The 24395-nt window shown below is 63.6% G+C and carries 21 protein-coding genes; 9 read left to right on the top strand and 12 right to left on the bottom strand.

The genetic code is table 11. The features are described 5' to 3' along the window. The first annotated feature begins 102 nt into the window (after positions 1 to 102). On the top strand, positions 103 to 1173 hold the full coding sequence (locus AB4Y32_RS27560) for a LacI family DNA-binding transcriptional regulator (protein ID WP_368724395.1): 1071 nt from the start codon (positions 103 to 105) through the stop codon (positions 1171 to 1173). 239 nt (positions 1174 to 1412) lie between these two features. Here AB4Y32_RS27560 and AB4Y32_RS27555 read toward each other — a convergent pair whose 3' ends face one another. Next, entirely contained in the window at positions 1413 to 3014 is a 1602-nt protein-coding gene (locus tag AB4Y32_RS27555; protein WP_368724394.1) for a diguanylate cyclase, read from the bottom strand. Positions 3015 to 3349: 335 nt separating this feature from the next. On the opposite strand from AB4Y32_RS27555, the gene AB4Y32_RS27550 reads away from it, so the two are divergent. After that, on the top strand, positions 3350 to 4462 hold the full coding sequence (locus tag AB4Y32_RS27550; RefSeq protein WP_368724461.1) for a YbfB/YjiJ family MFS transporter: 1113 nt from the start codon (positions 3350 to 3352) through the stop codon (positions 4460 to 4462). Between the two features lie 458 nt (positions 4463 to 4920). Further along, positions 4921 to 5193 carry a hypothetical protein gene (locus tag AB4Y32_RS27545; protein ID WP_368724393.1) on the top strand — a complete coding sequence of 91 codons (273 nt, stop codon included), beginning with the start codon at positions 4921 to 4923 and terminating at the stop codon, positions 5191 to 5193. 196 nt (positions 5194 to 5389) lie between these two features. On the opposite strand, the gene AB4Y32_RS27540 is transcribed toward AB4Y32_RS27545, so the two are convergent. Next, the gene (locus tag AB4Y32_RS27540) at positions 5390 to 6340 is read right to left on the bottom strand and encodes a DMT family transporter (protein WP_368724392.1); all 951 of its coding nucleotides are present in this window, start codon (positions 6338 to 6340) and stop codon (positions 5390 to 5392) included. Between the two features lie 337 nt (positions 6341 to 6677). Between AB4Y32_RS27540 and AB4Y32_RS27535 the strand changes: the two genes are divergently transcribed. Beyond that, the gene (locus tag AB4Y32_RS27535) at positions 6678 to 6887 is read left to right on the top strand and encodes a hypothetical protein (RefSeq protein WP_087736240.1); all 210 of its coding nucleotides are present in this window, start codon (positions 6678 to 6680) and stop codon (positions 6885 to 6887) included. Between the two features lie 198 nt (positions 6888 to 7085). On the opposite strand, the gene AB4Y32_RS27530 is transcribed toward AB4Y32_RS27535, so the two are convergent. Then, complete coding sequence (locus AB4Y32_RS27530) at positions 7086 to 7373, bottom strand: hypothetical protein (protein ID WP_368724391.1); 288 nt, start codon at positions 7371 to 7373, stop codon at positions 7086 to 7088. Between the two features lie 99 nt (positions 7374 to 7472). After that, positions 7473 to 8228: a Mut7-C RNAse domain-containing protein gene (locus AB4Y32_RS27525; RefSeq protein ID WP_368724390.1), complete on the bottom strand. Its 756-nt coding sequence runs from the start codon at positions 8226 to 8228 to the stop codon at positions 7473 to 7475. Between the two features lie 103 nt (positions 8229 to 8331). Between AB4Y32_RS27525 and AB4Y32_RS27520 the strand changes: the two genes are divergently transcribed. Together AB4Y32_RS27520 and AB4Y32_RS27515 are read left to right on the top strand one after the other, a co-directional pair. Continuing rightward, on the top strand, positions 8332 to 9201 hold the full coding sequence (locus AB4Y32_RS27520; RefSeq protein ID WP_368724389.1) for an NAD(P)-dependent oxidoreductase: 870 nt from the start codon (positions 8332 to 8334) through the stop codon (positions 9199 to 9201). 171 nt (positions 9202 to 9372) lie between these two features. Then, a complete protein-coding gene (locus AB4Y32_RS27515) occupies positions 9373 to 10020 on the top strand; it encodes a LysE family translocator (RefSeq protein ID WP_368724388.1) in 648 nt (215 codons plus the stop codon). A 90-nt stretch (positions 10021 to 10110) separates the two neighbouring features. Here AB4Y32_RS27515 and AB4Y32_RS27510 read toward each other — a convergent pair whose 3' ends face one another. Further along, complete coding sequence (locus tag AB4Y32_RS27510) at positions 10111 to 11403, bottom strand: MFS transporter (protein WP_368724387.1); 1293 nt, start codon at positions 11401 to 11403, stop codon at positions 10111 to 10113. 95 nt (positions 11404 to 11498) lie between these two features. Between AB4Y32_RS27510 and AB4Y32_RS27505 the strand changes: the two genes are divergently transcribed. After that, positions 11499 to 12428: a LysR family transcriptional regulator gene (locus AB4Y32_RS27505; RefSeq protein WP_368724386.1), complete on the top strand. Its 930-nt coding sequence runs from the start codon at positions 11499 to 11501 to the stop codon at positions 12426 to 12428. A gap of 257 nt (positions 12429 to 12685) precedes the next feature. Here the strand turns inward: AB4Y32_RS27505 and AB4Y32_RS27500 are convergent, their stop codons facing one another. The 6 genes from AB4Y32_RS27500 to AB4Y32_RS27475 all read right to left on the bottom strand — a co-directional run bounded on the left by AB4Y32_RS27500 (position 12686) and on the right by AB4Y32_RS27475 (position 19501). Then, positions 12686 to 13522: an OmpW family protein gene (locus tag AB4Y32_RS27500; protein WP_368724385.1), complete on the bottom strand. Its 837-nt coding sequence runs from the start codon at positions 13520 to 13522 to the stop codon at positions 12686 to 12688. A 154-nt stretch (positions 13523 to 13676) separates the two neighbouring features. After that, positions 13677 to 14924 carry a DUF2957 domain-containing protein gene (locus AB4Y32_RS27495; protein WP_368724384.1) on the bottom strand — a complete coding sequence of 416 codons (1248 nt, stop codon included), beginning with the start codon at positions 14922 to 14924 and terminating at the stop codon, positions 13677 to 13679. Positions 14925 to 15091: 167 nt separating this feature from the next. After that, complete coding sequence (locus AB4Y32_RS27490) at positions 15092 to 16504, bottom strand: DUF2957 domain-containing protein (RefSeq protein WP_368724383.1); 1413 nt, start codon at positions 16502 to 16504, stop codon at positions 15092 to 15094. 535 nt (positions 16505 to 17039) lie between these two features. Next, complete coding sequence (gene argC / locus AB4Y32_RS27485; protein WP_368724382.1) at positions 17040 to 17987, bottom strand: N-acetyl-gamma-glutamyl-phosphate reductase; 948 nt, start codon at positions 17985 to 17987, stop codon at positions 17040 to 17042. Positions 17988 to 18169: 182 nt separating this feature from the next. Beyond that, the gene (locus AB4Y32_RS27480; RefSeq protein ID WP_368724381.1) at positions 18170 to 18745 is read right to left on the bottom strand and encodes a flavodoxin family protein; all 576 of its coding nucleotides are present in this window, start codon (positions 18743 to 18745) and stop codon (positions 18170 to 18172) included. A gap of 138 nt (positions 18746 to 18883) precedes the next feature. Beyond that, positions 18884 to 19501, bottom strand: coding sequence for a YbhB/YbcL family Raf kinase inhibitor-like protein (locus AB4Y32_RS27475; protein WP_368724380.1), 618 nt, complete (start codon positions 19499 to 19501; stop codon positions 18884 to 18886). Between the two features lie 265 nt (positions 19502 to 19766). Between AB4Y32_RS27475 and AB4Y32_RS27470 the strand changes: the two genes are divergently transcribed. Further along, a complete protein-coding gene (locus tag AB4Y32_RS27470; RefSeq protein ID WP_368724379.1) occupies positions 19767 to 20468 on the top strand; it encodes a response regulator in 702 nt (233 codons plus the stop codon). 168 nt (positions 20469 to 20636) lie between these two features. On the opposite strand, the gene AB4Y32_RS27465 is transcribed toward AB4Y32_RS27470, so the two are convergent. Beyond that, complete coding sequence (locus tag AB4Y32_RS27465) at positions 20637 to 21323, bottom strand: orotate phosphoribosyltransferase (protein WP_368724378.1); 687 nt, start codon at positions 21321 to 21323, stop codon at positions 20637 to 20639. 744 nt (positions 21324 to 22067) lie between these two features. Between AB4Y32_RS27465 and AB4Y32_RS27460 the strand changes: the two genes are divergently transcribed. Further along, the gene (locus AB4Y32_RS27460; protein WP_368724377.1) at positions 22068 to 24353 is read left to right on the top strand and encodes an NADP-dependent malic enzyme; all 2286 of its coding nucleotides are present in this window, start codon (positions 22068 to 22070) and stop codon (positions 24351 to 24353) included. The last annotated feature ends 42 nt before the right edge of the window (positions 24354 to 24395 follow it).

The following is a 24395-nucleotide window of genomic DNA, read 5'->3' as shown; positions in this document are numbered from 1 at the left end:
GCTGGATGTTGCGAACCAGCTTATCGCCAAAACTCGGTGCTGCGTTACTATCGAAACATCAAAAACACATCAAACGCGGGCGGCGTTTTCGCTCAACGCACCATGAGTCATCCCTTTCTGATCAAGGAAATCGCGTTGCAGGCGGGGCTCGGCACGGCCACCGTCGACCGCGTGCTGAACGGTCGCGCGCACGTTCGCGAGCACACGCGCCGCCGCGTGATGCAGGCGATCAGGGAACTGGAGAAGCAGCAGATGACGATGGCGACGAGCGGGCGCAAGCTCGTCGTCGATGTCGTCGTGGAGGCGCCGCGCCGTTTCGCCGACGAGATCCGCGACGCGCTCGAAGACACGATTCCGAGCCTGCATCCCGCGATCTTTCGGCCGCGCTTTCTGATGCAGGAAACGATGACGACGGCGCAAGTCGTCGATGCGTTGCGCGCGATCGCGCGGCGCGGCAGTCACGGCGTGCTTCTGAAAGCGCGGGACGTGCCGGAGATCGCGCAAGCCATCGCCGAACTGAAACAGCGCGATATTCCCGTCGTGACGATGTTCACCGACATCCCGGCGTCGGAGCGCATTGCGTATGCGGGGCTCGACAATCGCGTCGGCGGCGCGACGGCTGCGTATCTGATCGGCCACTGGCTCGGCAGGCGCGCGGGCAACGTGCTGGTGACGATGAGCAACGAGCGCTTTCGCGGCGAAGAGGAGCGCGAGGCGAGCTTTCGCGCGACGCTGCGCGAACGCTATGCGCATCTGACGCTGATCGACGCGAGCGGCGGGCAGGGGCTCGATGCGGAAACGGAAGGCCGCGTGCGCAAGGCGGTCGAGGCGGGACAGAAGATCGCCGCTATCTATTCGATGGGCGGCGGCAACGCGGCGATTCTGCGCGCGCTCAGGTCGCTGAACCAGCATCCGAAGTGCTTCATCGGACACGACCTGGATCGCGAGAACGTGCAGTTGCTGCGCGACCGCGCGATCACGGCGGTGCTGCATCACGACTTGCGGCAGGACATGCGCTCGGCGTGTCAGCACGTGATGTGCTTTCACAAGCTGCTGCCGATGTCGGCGGTGAGCCAGTCGTCGTCGGTGGTGGTGGTGACGCCGGAGAATATTCCACACGAAGTGGCGCAGCGCTTTGCCGGGCGCGATCAGCGCGACGGGCGCGAGAGCTAGCGCCACGGTTCCTTCGAGGCGCGCGGTCTTCACCACGTGCTTGCTCTTCGCTTCGACCAGCAAAAGAAAAACGCCACGGACAAAAGCCGTGGCGCGCAAATCGTCCCAATGATTCCGACTGCGCGGAGAATCATGGAGAACCTGGAGACAGGAACAAGTCTATGTCGGCGCGATAGACGGCCATCGCGCGAACAGTGAGCGGTTTTCCCCGCAATTCGATGTGTCCCGTGCATTTCGGGTCAGGCATGCCGTTTCGCCGAATTGGCGCGATCCGCACGATCGTTGGCCTCGTCAGCCTGCGCCCATTCCGCCGATTTCACCTGATTGCGCCCGGCCGCCTTCGCTGCGTACAACTGCGCGTCGGCGGCGGCGACGAGTTCCGGCGGCGTGCCGCCGTCGGCGGGACGGCAGGTCGCGACGCCGATGCTCACCGTCACGCCGCCGTGGTCGGGCGGCAGTTGCTTGACGTGCAGCGTCTCGACGACGCCGCGAATTTTCTCGGCGACCTGGATCGCTGCATTCGACGCCGTGTCCGGCAGCACGACAGCAAATTCTTCGCCGCCATATCGCGCGACCATGTCGACCGAGCGCCGCGCCACTGACGCGATGCAATCCGCGACGGCCGCCAGCACTTCGTCGCCGGTTGCATGGCCGTAGGTGTCGTTGAGGCGCTTGAAGTAATCGACGTCGATGAAGAGCACCGACATCGGCGCACCGTTGCGCCGCGCGCGGCGCCATTCCTCGTCGAGATGCAGGTCGAGCGTGCGGCGGTTGCTCAGCTTGGTGAGGGGATCGGTGGTGGCCAGCTCGGCGAGGCGCGCCTGCGCGCGCACCTTGTCGCGCAGCGTGAACGCGAGCGTCCAGCAAACCAGCACGACGATCGCGCCCAGCATGAAGGTGAGTCCGCCCGCAATCGCACTGCGCGTGCGCCATAGGGTGAGCACATCGTCGACGGCAGGCGCGACGACGACCACCAGCGGCGTGCCGGGCACATGCTCGTACGAGTAGATTCGCTGCACACGATCGACGGGCGAATAGTCGATGTACGACCCTGCCGTTGCTGTCCGCCTTTCGGCGTATAGCGGAATGCTTTTTACATTGGTGCCGATCAGGCCTTCGACAAACGGCTTGCGCGCGAGCACCGTTCCGTCATCGAGCAGAATGGCGGCCGTTCCCGCCTGGCCCGTGCTGACCTTGTCGAGCAGCCGCTGCAAATAGGCGATGCGTACTGCGAGCAGCGCGACGCCCGCGAACGAGCCGTCGGGCGCATCGATTCGGCGGGACAGTGCAAACGAAAGCTCGTGACCGCGCAGACGCGACCGGTACGGATGCGAAACAAACAGGCCTGCATGCGGGTCGTCCTGCTGGACGATGAAGTAGTCTCGGTCGTCGAACCTGACGGTCCTGTTGACGGGGCCTTGCTGCGTCGCCTTGAGCATGCCTTGCGCATCGACGACATAGGCGCCGCCGAGATATGCGGCCAGGGTCGCGCGATCGAACAGCATCGTGCGACGCAACTCGTCGGACATTTGCCAGACGGCGGGTTCCTGCGCGCGATGGACGATTTCCTGCAACGACAGATCGTAGATTTCGACGTTGCGCGCGATGTCGCTCGAAATCAGCAGCACGAGATTCGCCGACGTTTCGCGTGCGTGGTCAAGCGCGTCGGTGCGTCCCGAGTACAACGTGGCCAGCGTCAAGCCCGCCATCGCCGTCGCGATCAGCGTGCCCGCGATACCCGTCATAAACGGGCGATTGCCGACCGCTTGCGAGACGGCCGCGCCGTGCGTGCGCTCGATATGGCGAAGCCGGTGACGGATGGCCAGAAGCGGGTTCAACACAAGAACGGTCTCTGTAGTGGGGATCAATACGCTATCAGGCTAGCGAAGTTTCCAGCAAGCGCCGCGCCGGCGTTCGATGCGTGCGGAACGCGTGCCCACTGAACGCACGCTCGCGATGTACAGTGATAGCCCAACCGATTCACACAAACAACGACATGACGACTGGCTTCGCTCGCCGCGCATTTTCATGGACCCGCATCAGCCTCACCAATCTCATCGAACGAGGCGAGCGGCGGCCAAACCATGAAGCGTTACCCGGCGAAGCGTCGAGCGCCGCGCAGGACGCTCGCTTGCCGCGCCGCGGACGGACGCTGTGGCTCGCCATCAGCCTGTCGATGGGCAGCGCGATTGCGCTGGGGCTCGCGCGCTTTTCGTACGCGCTGCTGCTGCCGGCGATGAAAACGGACCTCGGCTGGAGCTTTGCGCGAGCGGGCGCGATGAACACGGCGAACGCGCTCGGCTATCTGCTCGGCGCGCTGGCGTTTCCTCGACTGTCGCGGCGCTGGCCGGCGGGCGCGCTCTTTATCGGCGGATGCATTGCGACGGCCTTGCTGATGGCAGCGACAGGCATGCTGTCCGATACCAACGCTCTGTTTGCGCAACGTGTCGCGACGGGCATCGCGAGCGCGTTCATCTTCGTGAGCGGCGGCGTGCTGGCGGCGCGGCTCGCATCGTCGAGCCCGCGCGATGCAGGGCTCGTTCTCGGCCTCTACTACGGCGGCACGGGATGGGGCATCGTCGCATCGGCGCTGCTCGTGCCCGCGACGCTCGTGCAGGCAGTGCATGGCTGGCAATTCGCATGGTTTGCGCTTGCGGGCGCGTGCGTCGCGTTGTCAATCGTCGCGGGCGCGGGCGAAACCGCCGCAACGACGCGGCCCGCATCTGTCTTTCGCTATGCGTTCGCGCTGTCCGGCTACGGGCTTTTCGGCGTCGGCTATATCGGCTACATGACGTTCATCGTCGCGCTGTTGCGTGGCGGCGGCATGAGCGACGGCGTCGTGACGGGCTTCTATGTGCTGCTAGGCATGGCGACGATCGTCTCCGCGCGCATCTGGTCGCGGCTGCTCGACCGCATGCGCGGCGGCCAGGCGCTGGCCGTGCTCAATGCGCTGCTTGCGTTCGCAACGCTGTTGCCGGCGCTCATCGCGCATCCCGTCGTCGCGTTTGCGTCGGGGCTGCTGTTCGGCGCGACGTTCCTCTCCGCCGTCGCATCGACAACGGCGTTCGTGCGTCACAACCTGCCCGCCGCGCATTGGGCACGCGGCATCAGCGCGTTCACGATCGTGTTCGCGTTCGGGCAGATCGTCGGGCCGACGGTGATCGGCTGGGTGTCCGACGGCGCCGGTCTCGAACGCGGCCTCATCTATTCGGCATGTCTGCTTGCCGCGGGCGCAGCGCTTGCGGCATGTCAGAGGACATGGACGCAAAAGGCCGATTCGGTCAACTGATCGTTTTCGTCGACGCGCACATGTACGGCGCAACCGCATATTCGATGCCATATCAGGCGTTGCGCGGGCCGCACGCCGCACGGATTGCGGTCGCCAGCGCACAGACTGCGGGCAATGGCGGGGACACGATGAAAACCGTCGAAATACTCAGTGCTCCCATTCGAATCTGACTGTTGCTATTTCGTCAAAACAACTAGAGAGACGGGAGATCAGCGCCTAAAGTTAAAGTGCTTTCTCAAGTCTCTTGTGCAGTGCGGGGGTGCTATGAAACGTAGAAACGCGCGACAACTGGTTCGGCTACTGTCGGACATGCGGCACGCGGCGGATTGCAGGGCGCTTCGCGCAGCTGCGACGCAACGGGCGATGGAGCTTGCAGCAGCAGAAGCAGCGGAGGAAGAGCAGGAAAAGCCTGACAAAGCGCGCGAAGGCTCCCGCGACAAGACGACGTGGAGAACGTCATGAAACCCGCCACTGAACAGTCGCTGCATTTTCTGGTCGACAAGTGGCTGGGGCCGGTTTCAGCACCTGTGCGCGTCACGCAGGTCGGCCGCACGAAACGGGACAACACCCGCTACGTGCGCGTCGAGACATCTCTGCCGGACGGTCGGCGCTCGCTTTTCTTCTTTCGTCACGACGACGGCTGCTGGTGCGTCTTTCCGCCGACGCCGAAGAAGCGGGGTTCCGACGACGAAAGCTGGCAGAGCGCGTTGGTCGCGCAGGCCGTCGCCTGAAGCGGCTTGTGATCGTTTGTGGTTGCTTGTCGCCGCTCGTGATCGCTCGCGGGCCCGTGCGACTGCTCGTGACAGCTCGTGACAGCTCGTGACAGCTCGTGACCGCTCGTGACAGCTCGTGACCGCTCGTGACCGCTCGTGACCGCTCGTGACCGCTCGTGACCGCTCGCGCGGCGTGATCCCGGCGAGCCGCGCTTCAGGCGGGTTCCGCTGAATCGGACAACACCTGGTGCCGTCCGCTCCACATCGGCATCACCTGGCAGACGATCAGGCCCGCGAGCATCAGCGGGCAGCCCAGCATTGCGCGCGCCGCGAGCGTTTCTCCGAGCACGAGCCAGCCGGCCAGCGCCGCGAATACGCCTTCCATGCTGAAGATCACGGCGGCGTGCGCGGGCGCGGCATCTTTTTGCGCGACTACCTGAATCGTGTACGCGACACCCACCGACAGCGCGCCGCCATAGAGAATCGTCGGCGCGGCGCGGACGATGTCGCTCAGGCGCAGCGGATCGACGGCGAGTCCGATCGCGAGGCTCACGACGCCGCACACGACGAACTGCACCAGCGCGAGCGCAAGCGGATCGTGACGGCGCGCAAAACGGCTGACCAGCACCACCTGAACAGAAATGACGATGGCGCCCGCCAGCTGGAGCCAGTCGCCGTACAGAATGGAAAAATGCTCGTCGACGCTCAGGAAGTACATGCCGAGCGCGGCCAGCAGCGCGCCGAGCCACACGCCGAGGCCTGTCTGATGGCGCAGCACGACGCCCATCAACGGCACGATGACGACATACAGCGAGCTGATGAAGCCCGCGTTGGCGACTTTCGTGTACTGAAGGCCGATCTGCTGGCACGAAATCGACACGGCGACCAGCAGGCCGAGCAGCGCGCCGTCGCGCCATAGCTTGCGTGCGGTCGAAACGGCGATTGCGGGGGTCGTTTCCTTCGGGATGCCGGGCTTGAGGCGTCGCGCCACCGACCAGACGATCATCACGACGAAAGCGCCCAGCAGAAAGCGCAGCCCGGTAAAGAGAGACGGTCCGATTGCATCGAGGCTCAGACGCTGCGCGACGAACGCGCTGCCCCAGATCATGGCGGCGAAGAGCATCAGAAGATTCGCGCGCAGGTGTTGGCGGGTGGCGGTTTTCAAGCGGAGATTTTCTGCAAGGCAATGCGTTTTCGCGCGATCCACAGCGCATAGGGCGCGTGTCCCTTCAGACGAAACGATGATTCATGACGGCATTCGCGGCAGCCGACATGATACCCGGGCGCGCCATCGGCGAAGCGTCGAGGGGTGAAAGCATCGAGTAAGCTAAATGTGTCCCCGAAAATACAGTCCAACTTTATGGGATGACAAACTGCCTACGCTGCGTGATACTCCCCCGCGGGGAGCCGGGAGGCGCTGTGTGGCCCGGCCGGCTTCACCGTCATGCTGTTCCAATTCAACATTTGACTTAAAAGTCGTCAGGTTTTGGGGATAAACATACATGAAGAAGATCATCGCCTCGCTCATCACCGCCTCGCTCGCACTCGTGTCCGTTCAGGCTTTCGCACAGGCATCCGACGCAGCACCGGCAGCCGCTAGCGCCGCCAAGCCGAAGCACGCCCACAAGCAACTGAAGACGCACGGCAAGCGTGCTGGTGTGTCGAGCGCCGCTTCGGCTGCAGGTACGAACGACAAGGGCACGACGAACTAAGCAGCCCGTTCGTCGCGCCAGCCGCGGGCGGTTCGCCGGCGCGTCATCTTCGATGGCACGGGCGCCTTCGCAGCGTCGCTGGCGCAGCAACAAGAAAGGCCGAAGCGGATGCTTCGGCCTTTTGCATTTTCAGCGCGGGCAGTGGTGCCCGAGTCACGCGTCTGAACGAATCGCGTCGACGTCGCGCTTCGCGTGCGTTCAAGCGCTCGCTGCGAGTCCGTTGACCAGCAATTCGGCGATCAGCGCGTTCATGCCTTCCGGATGCGTCGCGGCACGCTCCTTCAACTGATCGACGAGCGCTTGCGGCAGCTTGCACGCAAACGGCACGAGGCCCATCGCCTGATCGAGCTTGCGCTGTTCGCGCCGGTCGAGTTGCGGCTGTTGCGACGATGCCTTGCCGAAACGGTCGGCGGCGAGAGTCTGTTTCATCTGGTTGCCCAGTTTCAGCGCCTTGTTCTTCTCAAGGTCGAATTTCTTCATTGCCATGCTGAAGGCCTCTAACGAATAAGCAATCCAACATTGTACGCATCGCGCGCGCCTGAAATGCCGGTCGAGCAGCGCCGTGTGTGGACAGCGGGGCGGAGGTTATTGCGCGGCAGTCTGCGCGCCCGTCACGCTATCCATCAACGCGCGCATTCGCCGCCAGTGGGAACCTTCCCAAAAGACCCGTCGGCAGATGTCGCAAGTCACGAACTGCGAATGCCGCTCGAGCACCCCAGCGGGCGCGCGTCCGATTGCTTCGTCCTTTGGAATGCGCCGCAGCGGCGCGTTGCATGTGAGGCACAGGCGAAACGGCCGCGCGGTGCCCGCCAGATCGAGCCGGCCGAAAATCTCGCGCAATTGCGCTTCGGGCTTCAATGCGCGCACATAGCAGCCATGCGTGATCGTGCGGCGTTTGAGCAGTTCCCGGTCGCGCGTGAGGACGATGCGATCTTCATCGGAAGCGATCGACTCGATGTGCGAATCGGCGTAGTGGTTGTCGTAGAGTGTGTCAAAGCCGGCCAGCCGCAGCAATTGCGCGAGCCCGCCTAGATGCGCGTCCGCGACGAAGCGCACCACGCGTAACGGACGCTCGCGTACGCGCAGCAGCGGCTGGATATCGAGCGCCTCGAACTTCGGATAGACGGCAACGCGATCGCCTTCCTGCAACTGATGCTCGAAGCCGACCGATTCGCCGTTCACGACGATCAGCTCGACTTCCGTATGCGGCACGCCGAGCGCTTCGATCATATGCTTGGCCGTGGCGGCGCGCGCGCACTCGCAACTGAATGACTGCCGACGCAGCGGCCGCGCCAGGAAGTCGTTCAATTCTTCGTAGAAGCGGAAAGTCGCGGTGACCATGGTGCGAGTATGGCACTGCGTCCGGCGCGGTGCCGATGGGCAATTACGAGCACGGCCCGCGCGACTGTGCTCTACTGCGAGTTCTGTTGAACAGGAGTTATTGATGGACATCGGTTTTATCGGTCTCGGCGAGATGGGCGGCGCGATGGTCGCAAACATCTTGAAAGCCGGGCACAGTGTGCGCGTGTGGAACCGCTCGCCGGACAAGGCGCAGCCGCTCGCCGAACTGGGCGCACAGGTGGTGGGTTCGCCCGCCGAGGCTTTCGCCGGGGACGCCGTCTTCTCGATGCTCGCCGACGATGCCGCGCTGCGCGATGTCATCAGCGCGTCGTTGCTCGAGCATGCGCCGCGCGGGTTGATCCACGTGAACATGGCGACAATTTCCGTCTCGCTCGCCGAAGAACTGGCGACCGCGCACGCGAGCCGGGGCGTGCATTACGTGGCGGCGCCCGTGATGGGCCGGCCGGACGTGGCGGCGGCTGCGAAGCTGACCATCGTCGCCGCCGGTCCCGCCGAGGCGATCGACCGCGTTCAGCCAGTGTTCGATTCGATCGGCCAGAAGACGTGGCGCATCGGCTCGCTGCCGCAGCAGGCGAACGTCGTGAAGCTCGCGGCGAACTTCATGCTGGCGTCCGCCGTGGAGACGCTCGGCGAAGCGTCGGCGCTGCTTGGCGGTCATGGCGTCGCAATGCAGGATTTTCTCGATGTCATCACGAATAGCGTGTTCCCCGGGCCGGTGTATCAGGGCTACGGCAAGATGATCGCGGAAAGGCGCTACGAGCCGGCGCTTTTCAAGGCTCGGCTTGGCCTGAAGGACGTGCGGCTCGCGCTGGCGGCAGCGGACTCCGTTTCGACACCGCTGCCGGTAGCGAGCGTCGTGCGCGACAGCCTGATCGAAGCCGTCGCTCATGGAGACGGTGAGAAGGATTTCGCCGTGCTGGGGCAAGTCGCATCGCGCCGAGCGGGCCGTTGACGCCAGATAGCGGGCGGCCCGCCGATCGCCTGAATTCGCCTTGAACCGGGCCGGCGCTTGTCGATCCTTGCTGTCATTCGCGACGGCAGGCGGCGGGCTTCGGCGCGCAACGGGCGGGGCGGGCATAATGTCCGTCCCGTCCGTTTTCCATTTCATCGAGCACCAAGCATCATGAGTCTGCATACCTGGTGGCTGTACGTGGCCACGGTTTTTGTCGTCTGCGCGATCCCCGGTCCGAACATGCTTTTGATGATGACGCACGGCGCGCGCTACGGCATGCGTCAAACGACGGCCACGATGGCCGGCTGTCTGATGTCGCTGATGCTGATGCTGGCCGTGTCCGTCGCCGGTCTTGGCGTGTTCCTGAAAGCGTGGCCGACGATGTTCAACGCGTTGCGCCTGCTTGGGGCGGCGTATCTGATCTATCTCGGCGTGAAGGCATGGCGCGCGCCCGCGAGCGAAATCGCAGCGGCGAAAATCGAGGCTTCGGCCGATGACTCAGGCAGCAAGCTCACCCGTTCCCGCGGCTCGCTGTTTCGCAACGGCTTTCTCGTCGGCAGCAGCAATCCGAAGGCGATTCTGTTTTCGGCTGCGCTGCTGCCGCAATTCATCGACGCCTCGCGCCCGACGCTGCCTCAGTTCGCGGTTCTCGTCGCGACGACAGCCGTGCTCGAAATCAGCTGGTACATCGTGTACGCGGGCTGCGGCACGCAGATCGGCGCGAAGCTTAAAAGCAGCAGCGTCGCAAAGGCGTTCAACCGGCTGACGGGCGGCGTGTTCGTCGGCTTCGGCGCGATGATGGCGCTGGTGCGGCACTGACGCTTCACGCTCGCCCGCGAGGTTCAGCGCGGCGACCCGGTCATCGATTGTTCCGCTCGCTCGCGCGGCCTTGCGGCGAGCGGTTCACTGTCAATGTCGGGTCCGCTGGGCAACGCGTTCGACGAATCCGAACAGCAAGACGGCGATCGTGAAACTCAAGGCGATCGCGCACACGCCGCTCCATCCGGCCCATGCCCACGCCGCACCTGCGAGCGCGGCGCCAATCGCTCCGCCGATAAAGAAAATACCCACGAAGAGCGCATTCAACCGACCGCGTGCGCTCGGGTTGATGAGATTGATCGCGCGTCGTCCGAGCGTCTGATCGGTGATCACACCGGCATCGAGCGCCGCCGCACCGGCGACCAGCAGCGCGAGCGCCGCAACGGGATGCGCGGTCGGCGAGAATCCGCCCCAGCCCGCGCCCGCGACACCCAGCACAAGAACGGCGCCGATCATCACCAGATGCGAGACGATCTGCGTCGCGCGCTCCGCGCCGCGATCGCCGAGATAGCCGGCGAGCGGCGTGACGATCGCGCCCGTGGCGCCCGCCAGCGCGAATGCCGCGATGCCTTGCATGCCGAGCGAAAACGGCGGCTGCGCGAGCCGCAATGCGATGGCTGTCCAGAAGGCGCTGAATGCGCCCAGCGCGAGAGCGGCCAGCGTCGCGCGCCGTTGCAGTACGGGCTCGGTGCGCAGCAGCGTCCACAGTGAGCGCAGCATTTCCGTGTATCGCGCGCGCACAGGAGGCGTGTGGTTCGGCAACTGAACATAGAGGACGAACGCAAGCAACGCATCGGCGGCCGCTTCGATGCCGTAGAACGAACGCCATCCGAACGACCCCGCGATCACGCTCGCCAGCGGACGCGACAGCAGAATGCCGAGCATCAGTCCGCTCATCACATTGCCGACGGCGCGCCCTCGCCGGCTTTCCGGCGCCATCGACGCGGCCATCGGCACGAGCATCTGGATCACGCTCGACGTCGCGCCCGCCAGAAATGCCGACGCCAGAAATAGCCAGCCCGACCGAGCGAGCGCCGACAGCGCGAGGAACACAGCACAGCACGCGAGCGTCCTGACGATGAGCCGGCGGTTTTCAAGCAGATCGCATAGCGGCACGAGCAGCAACAAACCGGCCGCGTAGCCGAGCTGGGGCAGCATCGCGATCAGTCCGGCCAGTTCCGGCGGAAGTTTCAGCGCACGGCTGACGGGCCCCGTCAACGGCTGCGCCGCCGACAGATTCACGACGATCACGCCGACGGCGGCGGCGAAGAAGAGCGTCAACGGCGTGGTCAAAGTCCCCGGCGTTGCGGGCGATCGCGGCAATGACGGTGAAGGCGGCGTTGTGGCGACGGCGCGCGGACAGGTGTCGGCGGGTCGGTTCATCGATTGGCTCCAGAAGGTTTCGGTCCGACCTATCGTAGGGATGCCGACGTTATGCGACAATTGAATTATCTCGATAATGTTTATGCGAGGATGTTTTGAACACGCGAGACTTGCAGGCGTTCGTCGCGGTGGTCGAAAGCGGATCAATGGTGCGGGCGTCGGAAAAGCTGTTTCTCACGCAGCCGGGACTCACGCGCCGCGTGCAGAATCTGGAGACGATGCTCGGCATCGAGCTGCTCGACCGGCAGAGCAAGCCGCTCCGGCCGACGGCGGCGGGCAACGAGGTATACGGGCTCGCGCGTACGGTGCTGCGCGCCGTCGACGATCTGATGGCCGTGGCGTCGCCCGACAGCGAGCCGACGGGCGAGCTGAAAATCGGCGTGCCGCCGTTTCTGTCCGAACTCGCGCTGGAGCAGCCCATCGACCGGCTGCGCAGCGCGTTTCCGAAGCTCACGCTGCGCGTGACGGCGGGCTGGTCGCCGGGGTTGCTGCAGGGCGTCGAGCGCGCCTCGGTGGATGCCGCCGTCGTGCTGCTGCCGGAGGGCGTCCCGTTGCCGGAAGCGCTCACCGCGACGCCGCTCGCGTACAAGCCGACCGTGGTCGTCGCGCCGCGCTCGTTCGGTTTCACCGGGCAGCCGACGACGCTTGCCGAGCTGTCTTGTCATCCGTGGGTGCTGAATCAGGATGGCTGCGGGATGCGCTCGGCGCTGAGCCGCGCGATGTCGGCTGCGGGGTTGCCGTTCAATGTCGCCGTCGAGGCATTCGGCTCGGAATTGCAGCTGTCGCTCGTCGCGCGTGGCCTGGGCGTGGGGCTTGCGGCGCCGGAAGTGCTGGCGCGCAGTCCGCAGCGCGAGTCGCTGCAGATTCTCGACGTTCCGGATTTTCGCAGCGGACTGAACGTGTGGCTCGTACATGGCGCGCTGCCTGGGCGCCTCATGCGGCCTATTGCGTTGATGCGCGACGCGTTGATCGAAAAGCTGGAAAAGGATGCCGCCTGCTGGCCGTTGGCCGGCTCGACGGCATGATGCGAAGCACAATAAATGCACCCGAAAGGTGCAGTTCGGCGATATGTCGCCCATATACCGCGTAGAGCGGGCATTCTAAATTTCAATGTTGCGACGCATCACAGGGTTTGCTATAGTTGTCTTTGTCTCCTCCATGTCTCCTCTGATATGGATTCAGCCCGCCAACCTGGCGGGCTTTTTTTTCGCCCCGCTTCGTCCGTTTCCTGTCTGCGCGCTGTGCGTGGCCGGTGCCGTCAAAGCCGCTCGCGTCAGCGTCGTCAGAATCTGTACGACACCGCGAGGTACGTGATGATCGGATCGGCCTTCAGCTCGGCCTTCGATACGCCCAGTTCCGTGCCGTCCGCCGCCTTGATGATCACCGATGAAGTCGTCTTCAGCGGGATATACGTGACGGACGCCGTCACACCCCAATGATCGGTGATGTTGTATATCGCGCCAGCGTTGAAGACGGGCGCCCATGACGACGACGCCTTTGCTTCCACCGATGTCTTGCCCGGCTTGCCCGCGCCCGCGGCGAGAATGGCGCCGAGGTTGTCCTGCGTCGACGTGACGAAGTTATTGTTCAGCTGAATGTCGCTGAACCAGTTGTACGACACGCCGATGCCGAGAAACGGCCGGAACTTCGCCGTCGCCGACGCGAAGTAATACTGGAAGATCAGCGCCGGGCTCCATTGCCGCACGCTCTTCACGATCGGATTGACGGCGGGATCACCGATGTCCTGCTTGCCGAGCGCGCCCGCCGGGCCGGGCGGCTGGATCGTGCCATGCCCGTAGATCTGGAACTTCGGCGGAATGCCCGCCACCGACGTCACCGCGATATGGTCGGTGACGAAGTGCGAAAAGACGAGACCGGCCGTGTCGGCATTCGTCGTCGACAGGCTGGTGCCCGGTGATGTGAACGAGCTCGGCAGCCGCAATGGCGTGTTGATCGGCACGGGCGCGACGTGTGTCGTGAGCGGCGTGCTCGAATCCTGCGGCATCACGTGGAACCAGCCGAGCGTGACGAGATCGTCGCCGGCCTTTTGCGCGTGCGCCCTCTGCGTGGCGAGCGCGCCCAATGCGGCAGCCGACGCCGCGACCAAGAGCTTTTTCATTTTGTTCCTCCTGAGCGGGCGGCCTGCCGCGCGGGCGACGGCGTTATCGGCGCCGTCTGCTCCGCGCCCCGGCCGTCCGCTCTGCCGCGCGGGCAGAGGGACGGGCCGGAGGGCGGTCGCCTCGTTGCGTTTTATGGTGCGGAGCGCGTGCCCATCACTGGACGAAGGCGCCGATCGTGAAGTACGGCGACGACGCGTTCGACAAGTCCAGGAAGCCGAACACGCCTCCCGTGAAAATGAACTTGCCGGTCGGCGCGCTGCCTGCCGCCGCGCTCGCGTAGGTCGACGTGACGACGCCGGGCACCGTCTGCGTGAAATCGAGGTTCAGCGCTTTGGTCAGCGAGGCCTGCGACGGGTTGAACGGATCGAGCAGCGTCGCCTGATTGCCGACGAGTGCGTTCGTCCGGTAGTCGAACTCGCTGTCGACGCCGATGTACTCGCCGTTCTGCGAGTTGACGGCGATGTTCGTCTGAGGCGCGAGAATCGAGATACCCGATTCGTCGTCCGCGACGGGGCCGCTCAGGCCGTTCTGCGGATTCGGCGTCAGCGACGAATTCGCGACGCCCGTGCGGATCAGGATCGGCACGTTCTGGTTGCGCAGCTTGCCGACGATCATGAAGCCTTTCGCGACAGGCGATGTCGCGAGGGTCGGTTTGCCCTGGCCCTGGAAATTATCGGTTTCGAATGCGCCGCTGCCATCGGCCGACTGCACCCAGTTCGTGCCCGGCTGCTGGCACTTGCCGGCGTTGACGCCCGCGTTGTCGCACTCGATCCAGGTGCCATCGGCGCTGATCGTGATCTTTGTATCGACGACGGTCGGTGCGAAGTTTTGCGACGGAATCTGGTGATAGCCGAGCTGGTTGTACGTGCCCGCGATGTTGGCAAGATTCTTCTCGATCGAAGAGAAGCCGATGAACGGGTAATACGGGAATGTCGTATCAGGCACCGTGCCCTGGCCGAGAATCCCATCGAACTGGATCTCGGCGCCCGGAATCGTGCCGCCCGCCACGCCCTCGCCGACGAAGATGCGCGCCGGACGGTTCGGATCGAGACTCGCGCCGTTCAGGCGGAACGCGCACTGGTTGAGCTTGTTGGTGGGCAGCTGCGTTTCCTGGGTGAGCGTGCCGGATGCCGTCTGTCCTTTGCGGGTGGGCGCGACCGTTCCCTTCGTCGCGGGTATCGGCGATTCGACGTAGGTAACTTGCCACGTCATCTTCGTCGTATCGAGTTGCAGCTTGACGAGTTCGCCGTCGCCGCCGCCGCCCGTGAAGGTCGTGCCGTAATCGAGTGACGAAGGGCAAAGGCGGGCTTCCGTCGGCGGCGGGCCTTCGCTGCCCGAACCGCCGCAAGCCGCGAGCAACGGCGCGGCAAAAGCCAGCGCCGAAAGAATCTTCCAGTTCATTGTGCCTCCCTGTCTTGTTGTGGGTAGCCGGCTCCCAGTCCAGCCGCCCTTCGGTCTTGTGATCTAGCGTTGTCGCCGTACTGCGTTCGTTGCGTACTGCGGCACTTGCCGCATGTCTTGTTGTCGGGGCGCCCGTTATGGACGTGTCGCCGGGTTTCTCACGCGCTTCACTTGCTGATCTGCGCGCCGACGCTGAAGTAAGGCGAACTGGCGGTGTCGGCGTTGGCCGACGTCGGCGCGATGCCGCCGTTTTCCGTGTCCTCGATGAAGATCGCGTAGAGTCCGCCAGCGGCGATGGCAAGGCCCGACTTGCCCTGCGCGTCGCCGACGTTCACGACGCCGGGATGTCCGAGGCCGTACTTCAGCGCGAAGCCGCTTTCGGCTGCTTGCGTGGTCGGATTGATGAAGGTGCCGAGGCCGCCCTGGATCAGCGACGCGGTGTACCTGAAGTTCGAGTCCGCGCCGACATAGCCGCCGTCGAAGCCGCCCGACGCGAGCGGCGTCGCGCTCGCGAGCATCGCGATGCCGGATTCGTCGTCGACCTGCGCGTCGAGAGGAATGACGCCCGTGCCGGTGAATACATAGCCCGTTCTCACGACGACCGGGACGGTGGCGCCGTTCAGCTGACCGAGGATCATATGGGCCTTCGACGCGCCCTTTTGGCCGAGCGGCGGCGGCAAGCTGAACTGGTTTTCGATGCGCGGCGCGTTATTGCTGTCGAAATAGCCGTTGGGGTTGAGCGTCAGCGGGTCGCCCGTCGACAGGCATCCCGTCGAGCTCGTGTTGCCGGCAGTGGGCGCCGGATTCGATGTGGACGAGCAGGCGCCGTTAGCGTCGAGCGTTTCGGACGTGCTGGTTGCGGCCGCCGCGTAGTTCGCCGATGGCTCGATGTGATACAGCAGGCCGTTGTAGGTGCCGGCGAGCTTCGAGAGATCGGTTGTCGTGCTCGCGAAGCCGAGGAACGGATAGAAGTCGAAGTGCCGGCTCGGCACGGCGCCGACGTTCTGGTAGATCAGGATGTTCTTGCCGGCGTACGAGACGTCCGCGCCGGGAATGCCGCCGCCCGCGACGCCTTTGCCGACGAACACGATCGGCGGGTTAGCCGACGAAAACGATGTGGTGTACGTCGAGCCCGTCGACGGCGCGGTGCCCGAGGCCGGCGTCAGCATGAACGCGCAGCGCGTCTGCTCGGCGTTGGGCAGCATGCCTGCGGGCGGATGCATGACAGCGCCCGTGACGGTCGTGCCTGCGCGTGTCTTGTCGACCTGTCCCGCAGACACGGGAATCGGCGACTCCAGAAACGTCAGCTTGTACGTCATCTTCACGGCGTCGATGTTCAAGGACACGACTTCGCCGCTGCCGGCTCCACCGAGGTAGGTGCTCTTGCCGATGTCGGCATCGGCGGGGCAGAGCGTGCTCGCGCTGGCCGTCGACGTCGGCGGCCCTTGCACGCCGCAGTTCGATCCCGAGCACTGGCTCGTCTGGATCGAACCGGGGTTATCCGCTTTCCCTCCGCCGCACGCGAGCAAAAACGGCACGCTGGCAATGGCACATGCCAGCCCTTTCGAAATGGCGTACATGCTGTTGTCTCCCTGTTGGCCGGAGTTGGGGCTTTAGCGCTTTACTCCGATCCGTGTTTGCCGACTGATCTGATTTGCGAGCTAATTTCGCTGCGCGATTTAAGGCTGTCAATTGAACGAATCGTCTAAAAAGTCCGATTCAAACAGCCCATTTTGCGCGGAGAGTCGCATGACGCTTCGAGGCTGGCGTTTTTAAACAGAAATGGATTATCTCGACGTCGGTCGGATTTCCTTCGATGCCGCTCTCCCTTTGCTGGCGGGCGATACGGCAAAATGCCTCCATCATCTTCGAACGATCGTTCGCGAAAAAATCCGGAGTTTCCCTATGCGGTAACAGATACTCAGAATGGGAAAAAGGAAGTAGTAAATGCCAGCTTTCAGGAATGCTGGAGATAGTGAGAAAAACGAAAGGAATTGCGCGGTGTTTTGATTAATGGTTTTAAATCGCGAATTGACGGGCGCAAAGAAAAAGCCGGCGTTTGAATGGCCGGCTTTGTGACGCGTAACGACGGCCCTGCCGTCCGCGAGCGATCGGTTAGCGTTTCAATCCCGTCGCTTCGTCTGCGCCGATCGCCAGATTCATGCACTGGATCGCCGCGCCCGACGCGCCCTTGCCCAGATTGTCGAGCCGCGAGACCGTGACAAAGCGCTCTTCGCTGCCGAACACGAACAGGTCGACGCGATTCGTGTCGTTGTTCGCCTGGACGTCGAAGAAGCCGCTGTCGAGGTTGTCGTCCGCGTTGAACGGCGCGACCCGCACGAACTGCTCGCCGCTGTAGTACTCGGCGAAGAGCGCCTGCACTTCTTGCGGCGTGGCCGGCTTCGCGAGCTGGCTCGGCGTGAGGTACGTCGTCACGGCGAGGCCCTTGAAGAAGTTGCCGACGATCGGCGTGAAGATGGGCGGGTGCTTCAGGCCTGTGTGCGCGGCCATTTCCGGCAGGTGCTTGTGCGTGAGGCCGAGCGCATACGGGCGCGGGCTGTCGAGCTTCGCGTTTCCGCCCGCTTCGTAGTCCGCGATCATTTTCTTGCCGCCGCCGCTGTAGCCGGTGATCGAATAGCTGTGCGCGGCGAAATCCGCCGACACCACGCCCGCTTCGACGAGCGGACGCATGGCCAGCACGAACGCCGATGCGTGGCAGCCGGGCACCGCGATGCGCTTGGCCGTGCGCAGGCGCTCGCGTTGCGCGCGGGTCAGTTCGGGCAAGCCGTACGCCCAGTCGGCATGGGTGCGGAATGCCGTGCTCGCGTCGATCAGCACAGTGCGGTCGTTCTCGACGAGCGAGGCCGATTCGCGCGACGCGACGTCCGGCAGGCACAGGAACGTGACGTCGGACGCGTTGATGAGACGACGGCGCTCGTCGATGTCCTTGCGCTTGGCTTCTTCGATGCGGAGGATTTCAACGTCTGCGCGCTGCGACAGGTATTCGAAGATTTTCAGGCCGGTCGTGCCTTCCTGTCCGTCGACAAAAACTTTCGTGCTCATCTCGATCTCGCTGGCTTACGGAAAACGGGGCGCCCGGTTGCGCCGGAACGCCATTTTAAGGCTGCTTGGCGGCGCGTGTGCAGCGCATGTGCGGATTTGGTGAAAAATACGTTGCGCTGCAACAGTGACAGTGGCATGACAGACCTTGCTGCCAGGACGCGATCGGCACGCGTCGCGCCCACCTACGCCGGCTGTCCCGCCTTCCAGCGCGCCGTCACGGCCGCAATGCGGGCGCCAAACACCTTCGCCGTTTCGATGTCGCCGGGCAGCGGCGCTTCTTCGGGCGTGGCGTCGGCGGGCGACTGCGACAGCAGCCCAGTGAAGCCGCCGACATAGTTCAGATCGTTGCGCGTCGCCGCTTTCGTGTTGGACGGCATCATGCCCGTGCCCGCCCAGATCATGCTGTGCTGCATCGCGAGCGTGACGAAATACTGGATCGTCGAGAACTTGTCGCCGTTCATCGTCGCCGAATTCGTGAAGCCGGCGGCGATCTTGTCCTTCCATTTCTGGCCGAACCACGGCTTGGAACTGGCGTCGGCGAATTTCTTGAAGTCGGCGGACGGGCCGCCCATGTACGTGGGCGCGCCGAAGATGATCGCATCGGCGGCGTCCAGCGCGGCCCAGCCCGCATCGTCGAGCTCGCCGACGGCGATCAGCCTTGCATCGGCGCCGCCGTCGAGCGTGCCGGCCAGAACCGCTTCCGCGAGCTTCTTCGTGTGGCCATAGCCGCTGTGATACACGATGATGATCTTCGACATGGACAACTCCATTGTTGCAAGAAATGATTGGCGAGAGCAGAACCTTGCACGCTCATTCTGTCATCAAGGGCGAGCTTTTTCAGAGGCCGCGAGAAACGCGGCGTCGTCTGATCGATTTTGAGACCGCCTTGGAAAAGGCTAGCGACCGTACATGACGGTCATGCGCGCGTAGCCGAGCGTCGCGGTGCTGATCTCGTGATCGAACATCACTGAAGGGCGTCCCTGCGCGAGCCTGAGATTGGGCGCGCTCAGTGCATAGACGGTGATGATGTAGCGATGCGGCTTGCCGGGCGGCGGGCAGGGGCCGCCGTAGCCGTCGATGTCAAAGTCGTTGCGCGCTTCGACCGCGCCGAGTTTCTTAAGAAAGCCGGACGCGCTGGCATTTTCCGGCAGCCGATCGACATTGGCCGGAATGCCGACGACGGCCCAATGCCACCAGCCGCGTCCGGGCGCATCGGGATCGAAGATCGTGATCGCGAAGCTGCGCGTGCCGTCGGGCGGGTTATGCCAGCTGAGTTGCGGCGAATAGTTGTTGCCCTTGCAGTCGTCGCGGTCGAAGACCTGCGCGTTGTTGACCGTGCCGCCCGCGCGAAAACTGGTGCTCGTGACGGTGAACGCGTTGTCGGCGAAGACCGTGGACGCGTGAACCGCGCACGCGAACGCGATGACGGACGCGGCGCGCGATGGCGCGACAGACAGAAACGGCAGGAACGAACGGGACGAAGCAGGCGTAACGACCGGGCAACGCGAGCGCATGTGCCGAATCTCCTGTCAGGCTCGTAAAGAATTGTCCTTACGAAGGATTATTGTCCTTTTTTATAGCCAAGCGACAAATCGAGTCTAACATTACATCTTATAAAAGCATTCGTGCTTGGTAAGCGGCCAGTGCGGCCTGAAATCAGCTATAGTCGCGGGATCGTCTGCGGTCGCATGCAAGCAGACAACTCCTAGAAATTTAGAACTAAGAAACAGTTTCATGACTGAAGTTTCGGAGCGTGGATTGTCAGATCGAGGGAGCGCCATGCAAGATCCCATCAGGGTCGTGGTTGCCGACGACCATCCGGTCATTCTCTTTGGTGCCGAGCAGGCGTTGCTTAAGTTCCAGGGTGTTCGCGTTGTCGCGCGCGCAAAGCAATCCAGTGAGCTAGTGAAGTTGTTACAAACGACGCCCTGCGACGTACTAGTCACGGACCTCGCCATGCCCGGCGGGCATTACGGTGACGGTCTGCCATTGATCGGCTACTTGCGTCGGAACTTTCCCGACCTGCCCATCGTTGTCCTGACAATGCTTGAAAACGCCGCGTTGCTGAAGCGGCTGAATGAGCTGGGCGTGACTTCCGTGGTGAACAAGTCGGACGATCTGAGTCATATCGGTCTTGCCGTGCAGCACGTCAGCCGGCATCTCGAATACATGAGTCCGTCGGTGAAGGCGTCGCTCGACACGCTGCGCATGAACGCGGGCGGTAAGAGCGACGAGGTGATCCTGTCGAAGCGCGAGCTCGAAGTGGTGCGGCTCTTCGTTTCGGGCATGACCATTAAGGAAATTTCCGAGCAACTGAATCGCAGCATCAAGACGATCAGTACTCAAAAGAACACGGCGATGCGCAAGCTCGGACTCGAACGGGATTCCGAACTTTTTCAGTATGCTCAGAGTAACGGCTTGATGAATCTGTCGTCGTATGCGCCGGGCGAAGCGGACGACGGAGGCGCTGCGGCGCAATAGCCTTAGGCGTGTCGCTGGCGGCGGCGGGCCGCTTCCGAATCCGGTCGACGCGAATCTTGGCGTGCTAAATAAAAAGGCCGCCTGTCTTGAGGACAGGCGGCCTTTTTGTTGGCGTCACCGTCTGCGCGCGGTCCCTGACGAAGTAGGCCCGGCGCGTGATGCGGATGATTACTGCGGAGCAGCCGTCGCACCGCCGTGCGCTGCCGACCACTCGGCGGGCGCGTGCAGGAATTTCTCGACTTCGTCGAGCGTCTTCGTATCGAAGTAGCCCTTTTCCTTCGCGACGCGCAGCACGTCCCACCACGTGGCGAGCGCGTGCAGTTCGACGTCGATGTCCTTCAGAACGGACACGCTTTCCTTGAAGATGTTGTAGTGGAACAGCACGAAGCAGTGGTTCACCTGCGCGCCCGCCGTGCGCAGCGCGTTGATGAAGTTGATCTTGCTTCGGCTGTCGGTCGTCAGGTCTTCCACCAGCAGCACGCGTTGGCCTTCCGTCAGCAGACCTTCGATTTGCGCATTACGACCGAAACCCTTCGGCTTCTTGCGCACGTACTGCATCGGCACCATCAGGCGGTCCGACAGCCATGCAGCGAACGGAATGCCCGCCGTTTCGCCGCCCGCGACTGCGTCGATCTGCTCGTAACCGACGTCGCGCAAGATCGTCGCTTCAGCCATTTCCATCAGGCCGCGGCGCACGCGCGGATACGAGATCAGCTTGCGGCAATCGATGTACACCGGGCTCGCCCAGCCGGAGGTGAAGATGTACGGTTTTTCCGCGTTGAAGTGCACTGCCTGGACTTCCAGCAGCATTTTTGCGGTCGTGTCGGAGATCGTCTGGCGATCGAAGCCTGTCATGGGCGAATCCTTGGATGGTGAGCTGGGAGGCGGGCGCACGGCCCTATGGCGCAGCAAGCGTGGCGTGACCGGATGTGGCACCCGGCGCCCGGATGGGCGAAACACGCCGGAAAGTTGAAAAACTGACGGGATTGCTGCGCGCGTAGCCGGCGATTTTACCCGATTCGGACTTGTCCCAGGGCGCGCGAACGCGCATGCCCGCCGACGCACTGGCTGTCTGGACGCTTCGCCTATGCCTTTTGGCCAGGTTGTGACACCAGATCGCAGCCTTTACATTCACGCGACGTTTTCCATCACCCCAAGTTTCAGCGATGGCCGTGCGCGGCCATTTGCCGTTTGTCGTCCGGTTACGCCTGCACGGAGCACTGCACATGAACATCGCCTCTTCGCCGAACGCCGTCACGCAAGATGCATGTTGCGGCGCGGCGCTCGAATGACGGCATCTGGCGAGCACCCGCGCGCAAGCTGAAAGTGCTTTCATATCGCGCCGCAGCACGAGCGCGCGCGGCTCAGGCTTATCCGTACGGTACAAAACCTGAACCGAATTGACTCATGCGGGGTGTACACTAATCGACCCGAAAAAGCTCAGCGCCGCCTGCTTTCCGCTGAGGTTTGACGCCGCGCCCCAACGGGCGCACGCGAGAAACGCCGCCGTCGGGCATCGTCCCGGCAATGGCCAGCGCAGCACGTGACGTAGTGATGTATCGAGCCGGGCCCAATTATTAACGTCTCGCAGGTTAGAAAATGGACGAACAACTGAAGCAAAGCGCTCTCGCGTATCACCAGAATCCGAAGCCCGGCAAGATTTCGGTCACGCCGACCAAGCCGCTTTCGAACCAGCTGGATCTGTCGCTCGCGTACTCGCCGGGCGTCGCAGCCGCGTGCATGGCCATCCATGACGAGCCGCTCGACGCGCAGAAGTACACGTCGCGTGGCAACCTCGTCGGCGTTGTCACGAACGGCACGGCCGTGCTGGGCCTCGGCAACATCGGACCGCTCGCCGCGAAGCCCGTGATGGAAGGCAAGGGGTGTCTGTTCAAGAAGTTCGCCGGCATCGACGTCTTCGATATCGAGCTGAGCGAATCCGATCCCGACAAGCTCGTCGAAGCGATCGCGATGCTGGAGCCGACGCTCGGCGGCATCAATCTCGAAGACATCAAGGCGCCCGAATGCTTCTACATCGAGAAGAAGCTGCGCGAGCGCATGAAGATTCCCGTTTTCCACGACGATCAGCACGGCACGGCGATCATCGCATCGGCGGCGATTCTCAACGGCCTCAAGGTGGTCGGCAAGAAGCTCGAAGAAGTGAAGCTCGTGTGTTCGGGCGCGGGTGCCGCGGCCATCGCGTGCCTGGACCTGCTCGTGAACCTGGGGCTGTCGAAGCAGAACGTGCTCGTCGTCGATTCGAAGGGCGTGATCTACGAAGGGCGCGGCAATCTGGACCCGTCGAAGGAGCGCTACGCGGCGCATACCGACGCGCGCGCGCTCGCCGACGCAATCAAGAGCGCCGACGTGTTCCTCGGCTGCTCGAGCGCCGGCGTGCTGAAGCCGGAAATGGTCAAGGAGATGGGCACGCAGCCGCTGATCCTCGCGCTTGCGAACCCGGAGCCGGAAATCCGCCCGGAAGAAGCGAAGAAGGTGCGCCCGGACTGCATCATCGCGACGGGCCGTTCGGACTATCCGAACCAGGTCAACAACGTGCTGTGCTTCCCGTTCATCTTCCGTGGCGCGCTGGACGTCGGCGCGACGACGATCACGGAAGAAATGAAGCTTGCGTGCGTGCGCGCGATCGCCGAGCTTGCCGAAGAAACCGATCAGGGCGATGAAGTCGCGAAGGCCTACGAAGGCCATTCGCTGGAATTCGGCCCCGACTACCTGATTCCGAAGCCTTTCGATCCGCGTCTGATCATCAAGATCGCGCCCGCCGTCGCGCAGGCCGCGATGGATTCGGGTGTCGCCACGCGTCCGATTCAGGACATGGATGCCTATCGCGAGCAACTCGGCGCGACCGTCTACCGCTCGGGCATGGTGATGCGCCCCGTGTTCGCCGCCGCGAAAGCGCAGCCGGCGCGCATCGTGTTCGCGGAAGGCGAAGACGAGCGCGTGCTGCGCGCTGCGCAATTCGTGCTGCTCGAAAAGATCGCGAAGCCTATCCTGGTGGGCCGCCCGGGCGTGATTGAGATGCGTCTGAAGAAGATCGGCTCGAAGCTCAAGTGCGGCGAGGACTTCGAGATCGTCAACCCGGAAGACGACCCCCGTTACCACAAGAGCTGGCAGGCGTATCACGAAATTGGCGCGCGCGAAGGCGTCACGCCGGAAGTCGCGAAGGCCGCGATGCGCAAGTTCAATACGCTGATCGGCGCGATTCTCGTGCATCTCGGCGACGCGGATGGCATGATCTGCGGCCTGATCGACACGTATCACGAGCATCTGAAATACGTCGAGCAGGTGCTGGGCAAGGCCAAGAACGTCGACAACTTCGCCGCGATGAACCTGTTGATGCTGCCGGGCCGCAACCTCTTCATCAGCGACACCTACGTGAACGAAGTGCCGACGGCCGAACAGCTCGCCGACATGACGATTCTCGCCGCGCGCGAAATCGAAAAGTTCGGCATCGTGCCGAAGGTCGCGCTACTGTCTAATTCGAACTTCGGCAGCGTTCCGTCGTCGACGTCGGCACGCATGTCGGCGGCGCGCAAGCTGATCGCCGAACGCGCGCCGCATCTCGAAGTGGACGGCGAAATGCACGGCGACGCGGCGCTGTCGGAAGCGGTGCGCAAGGCGGCCTTCCCCGGCACGACGCTGACGGGCGAAGCGAACCTGCTGATCATGCCGAACGTCGAAGCGGCGAACATCACGTACAACCTGCTGAAGATGATCGGCGGCGAAGGCGTGACGGTCGGCCCGTTCCTGCTCGGCGCGTCGAAGCCGGTGCACATCCTGACGCCGGCCGCGACCGTGCGCCGGATCATCAACATGACGGCGATCGCTTCGGCGAACGTCAGTGCGGAGCGGCAAGCCGCGAGCTAAGCGCGCGTCCGGCTGGATGATCGCTTGATGAAAAAAGGGCAC

Source organism: Paraburkholderia phymatum (genome assembly GCF_040965635.1).
In the GTDB taxonomy this organism is placed as follows: domain Bacteria; phylum Pseudomonadota; class Gammaproteobacteria; order Burkholderiales; family Burkholderiaceae; genus Paraburkholderia; species Paraburkholderia phymatum_B.
This window is presented reverse-complemented; position numbering and strand designations above follow the sequence as displayed.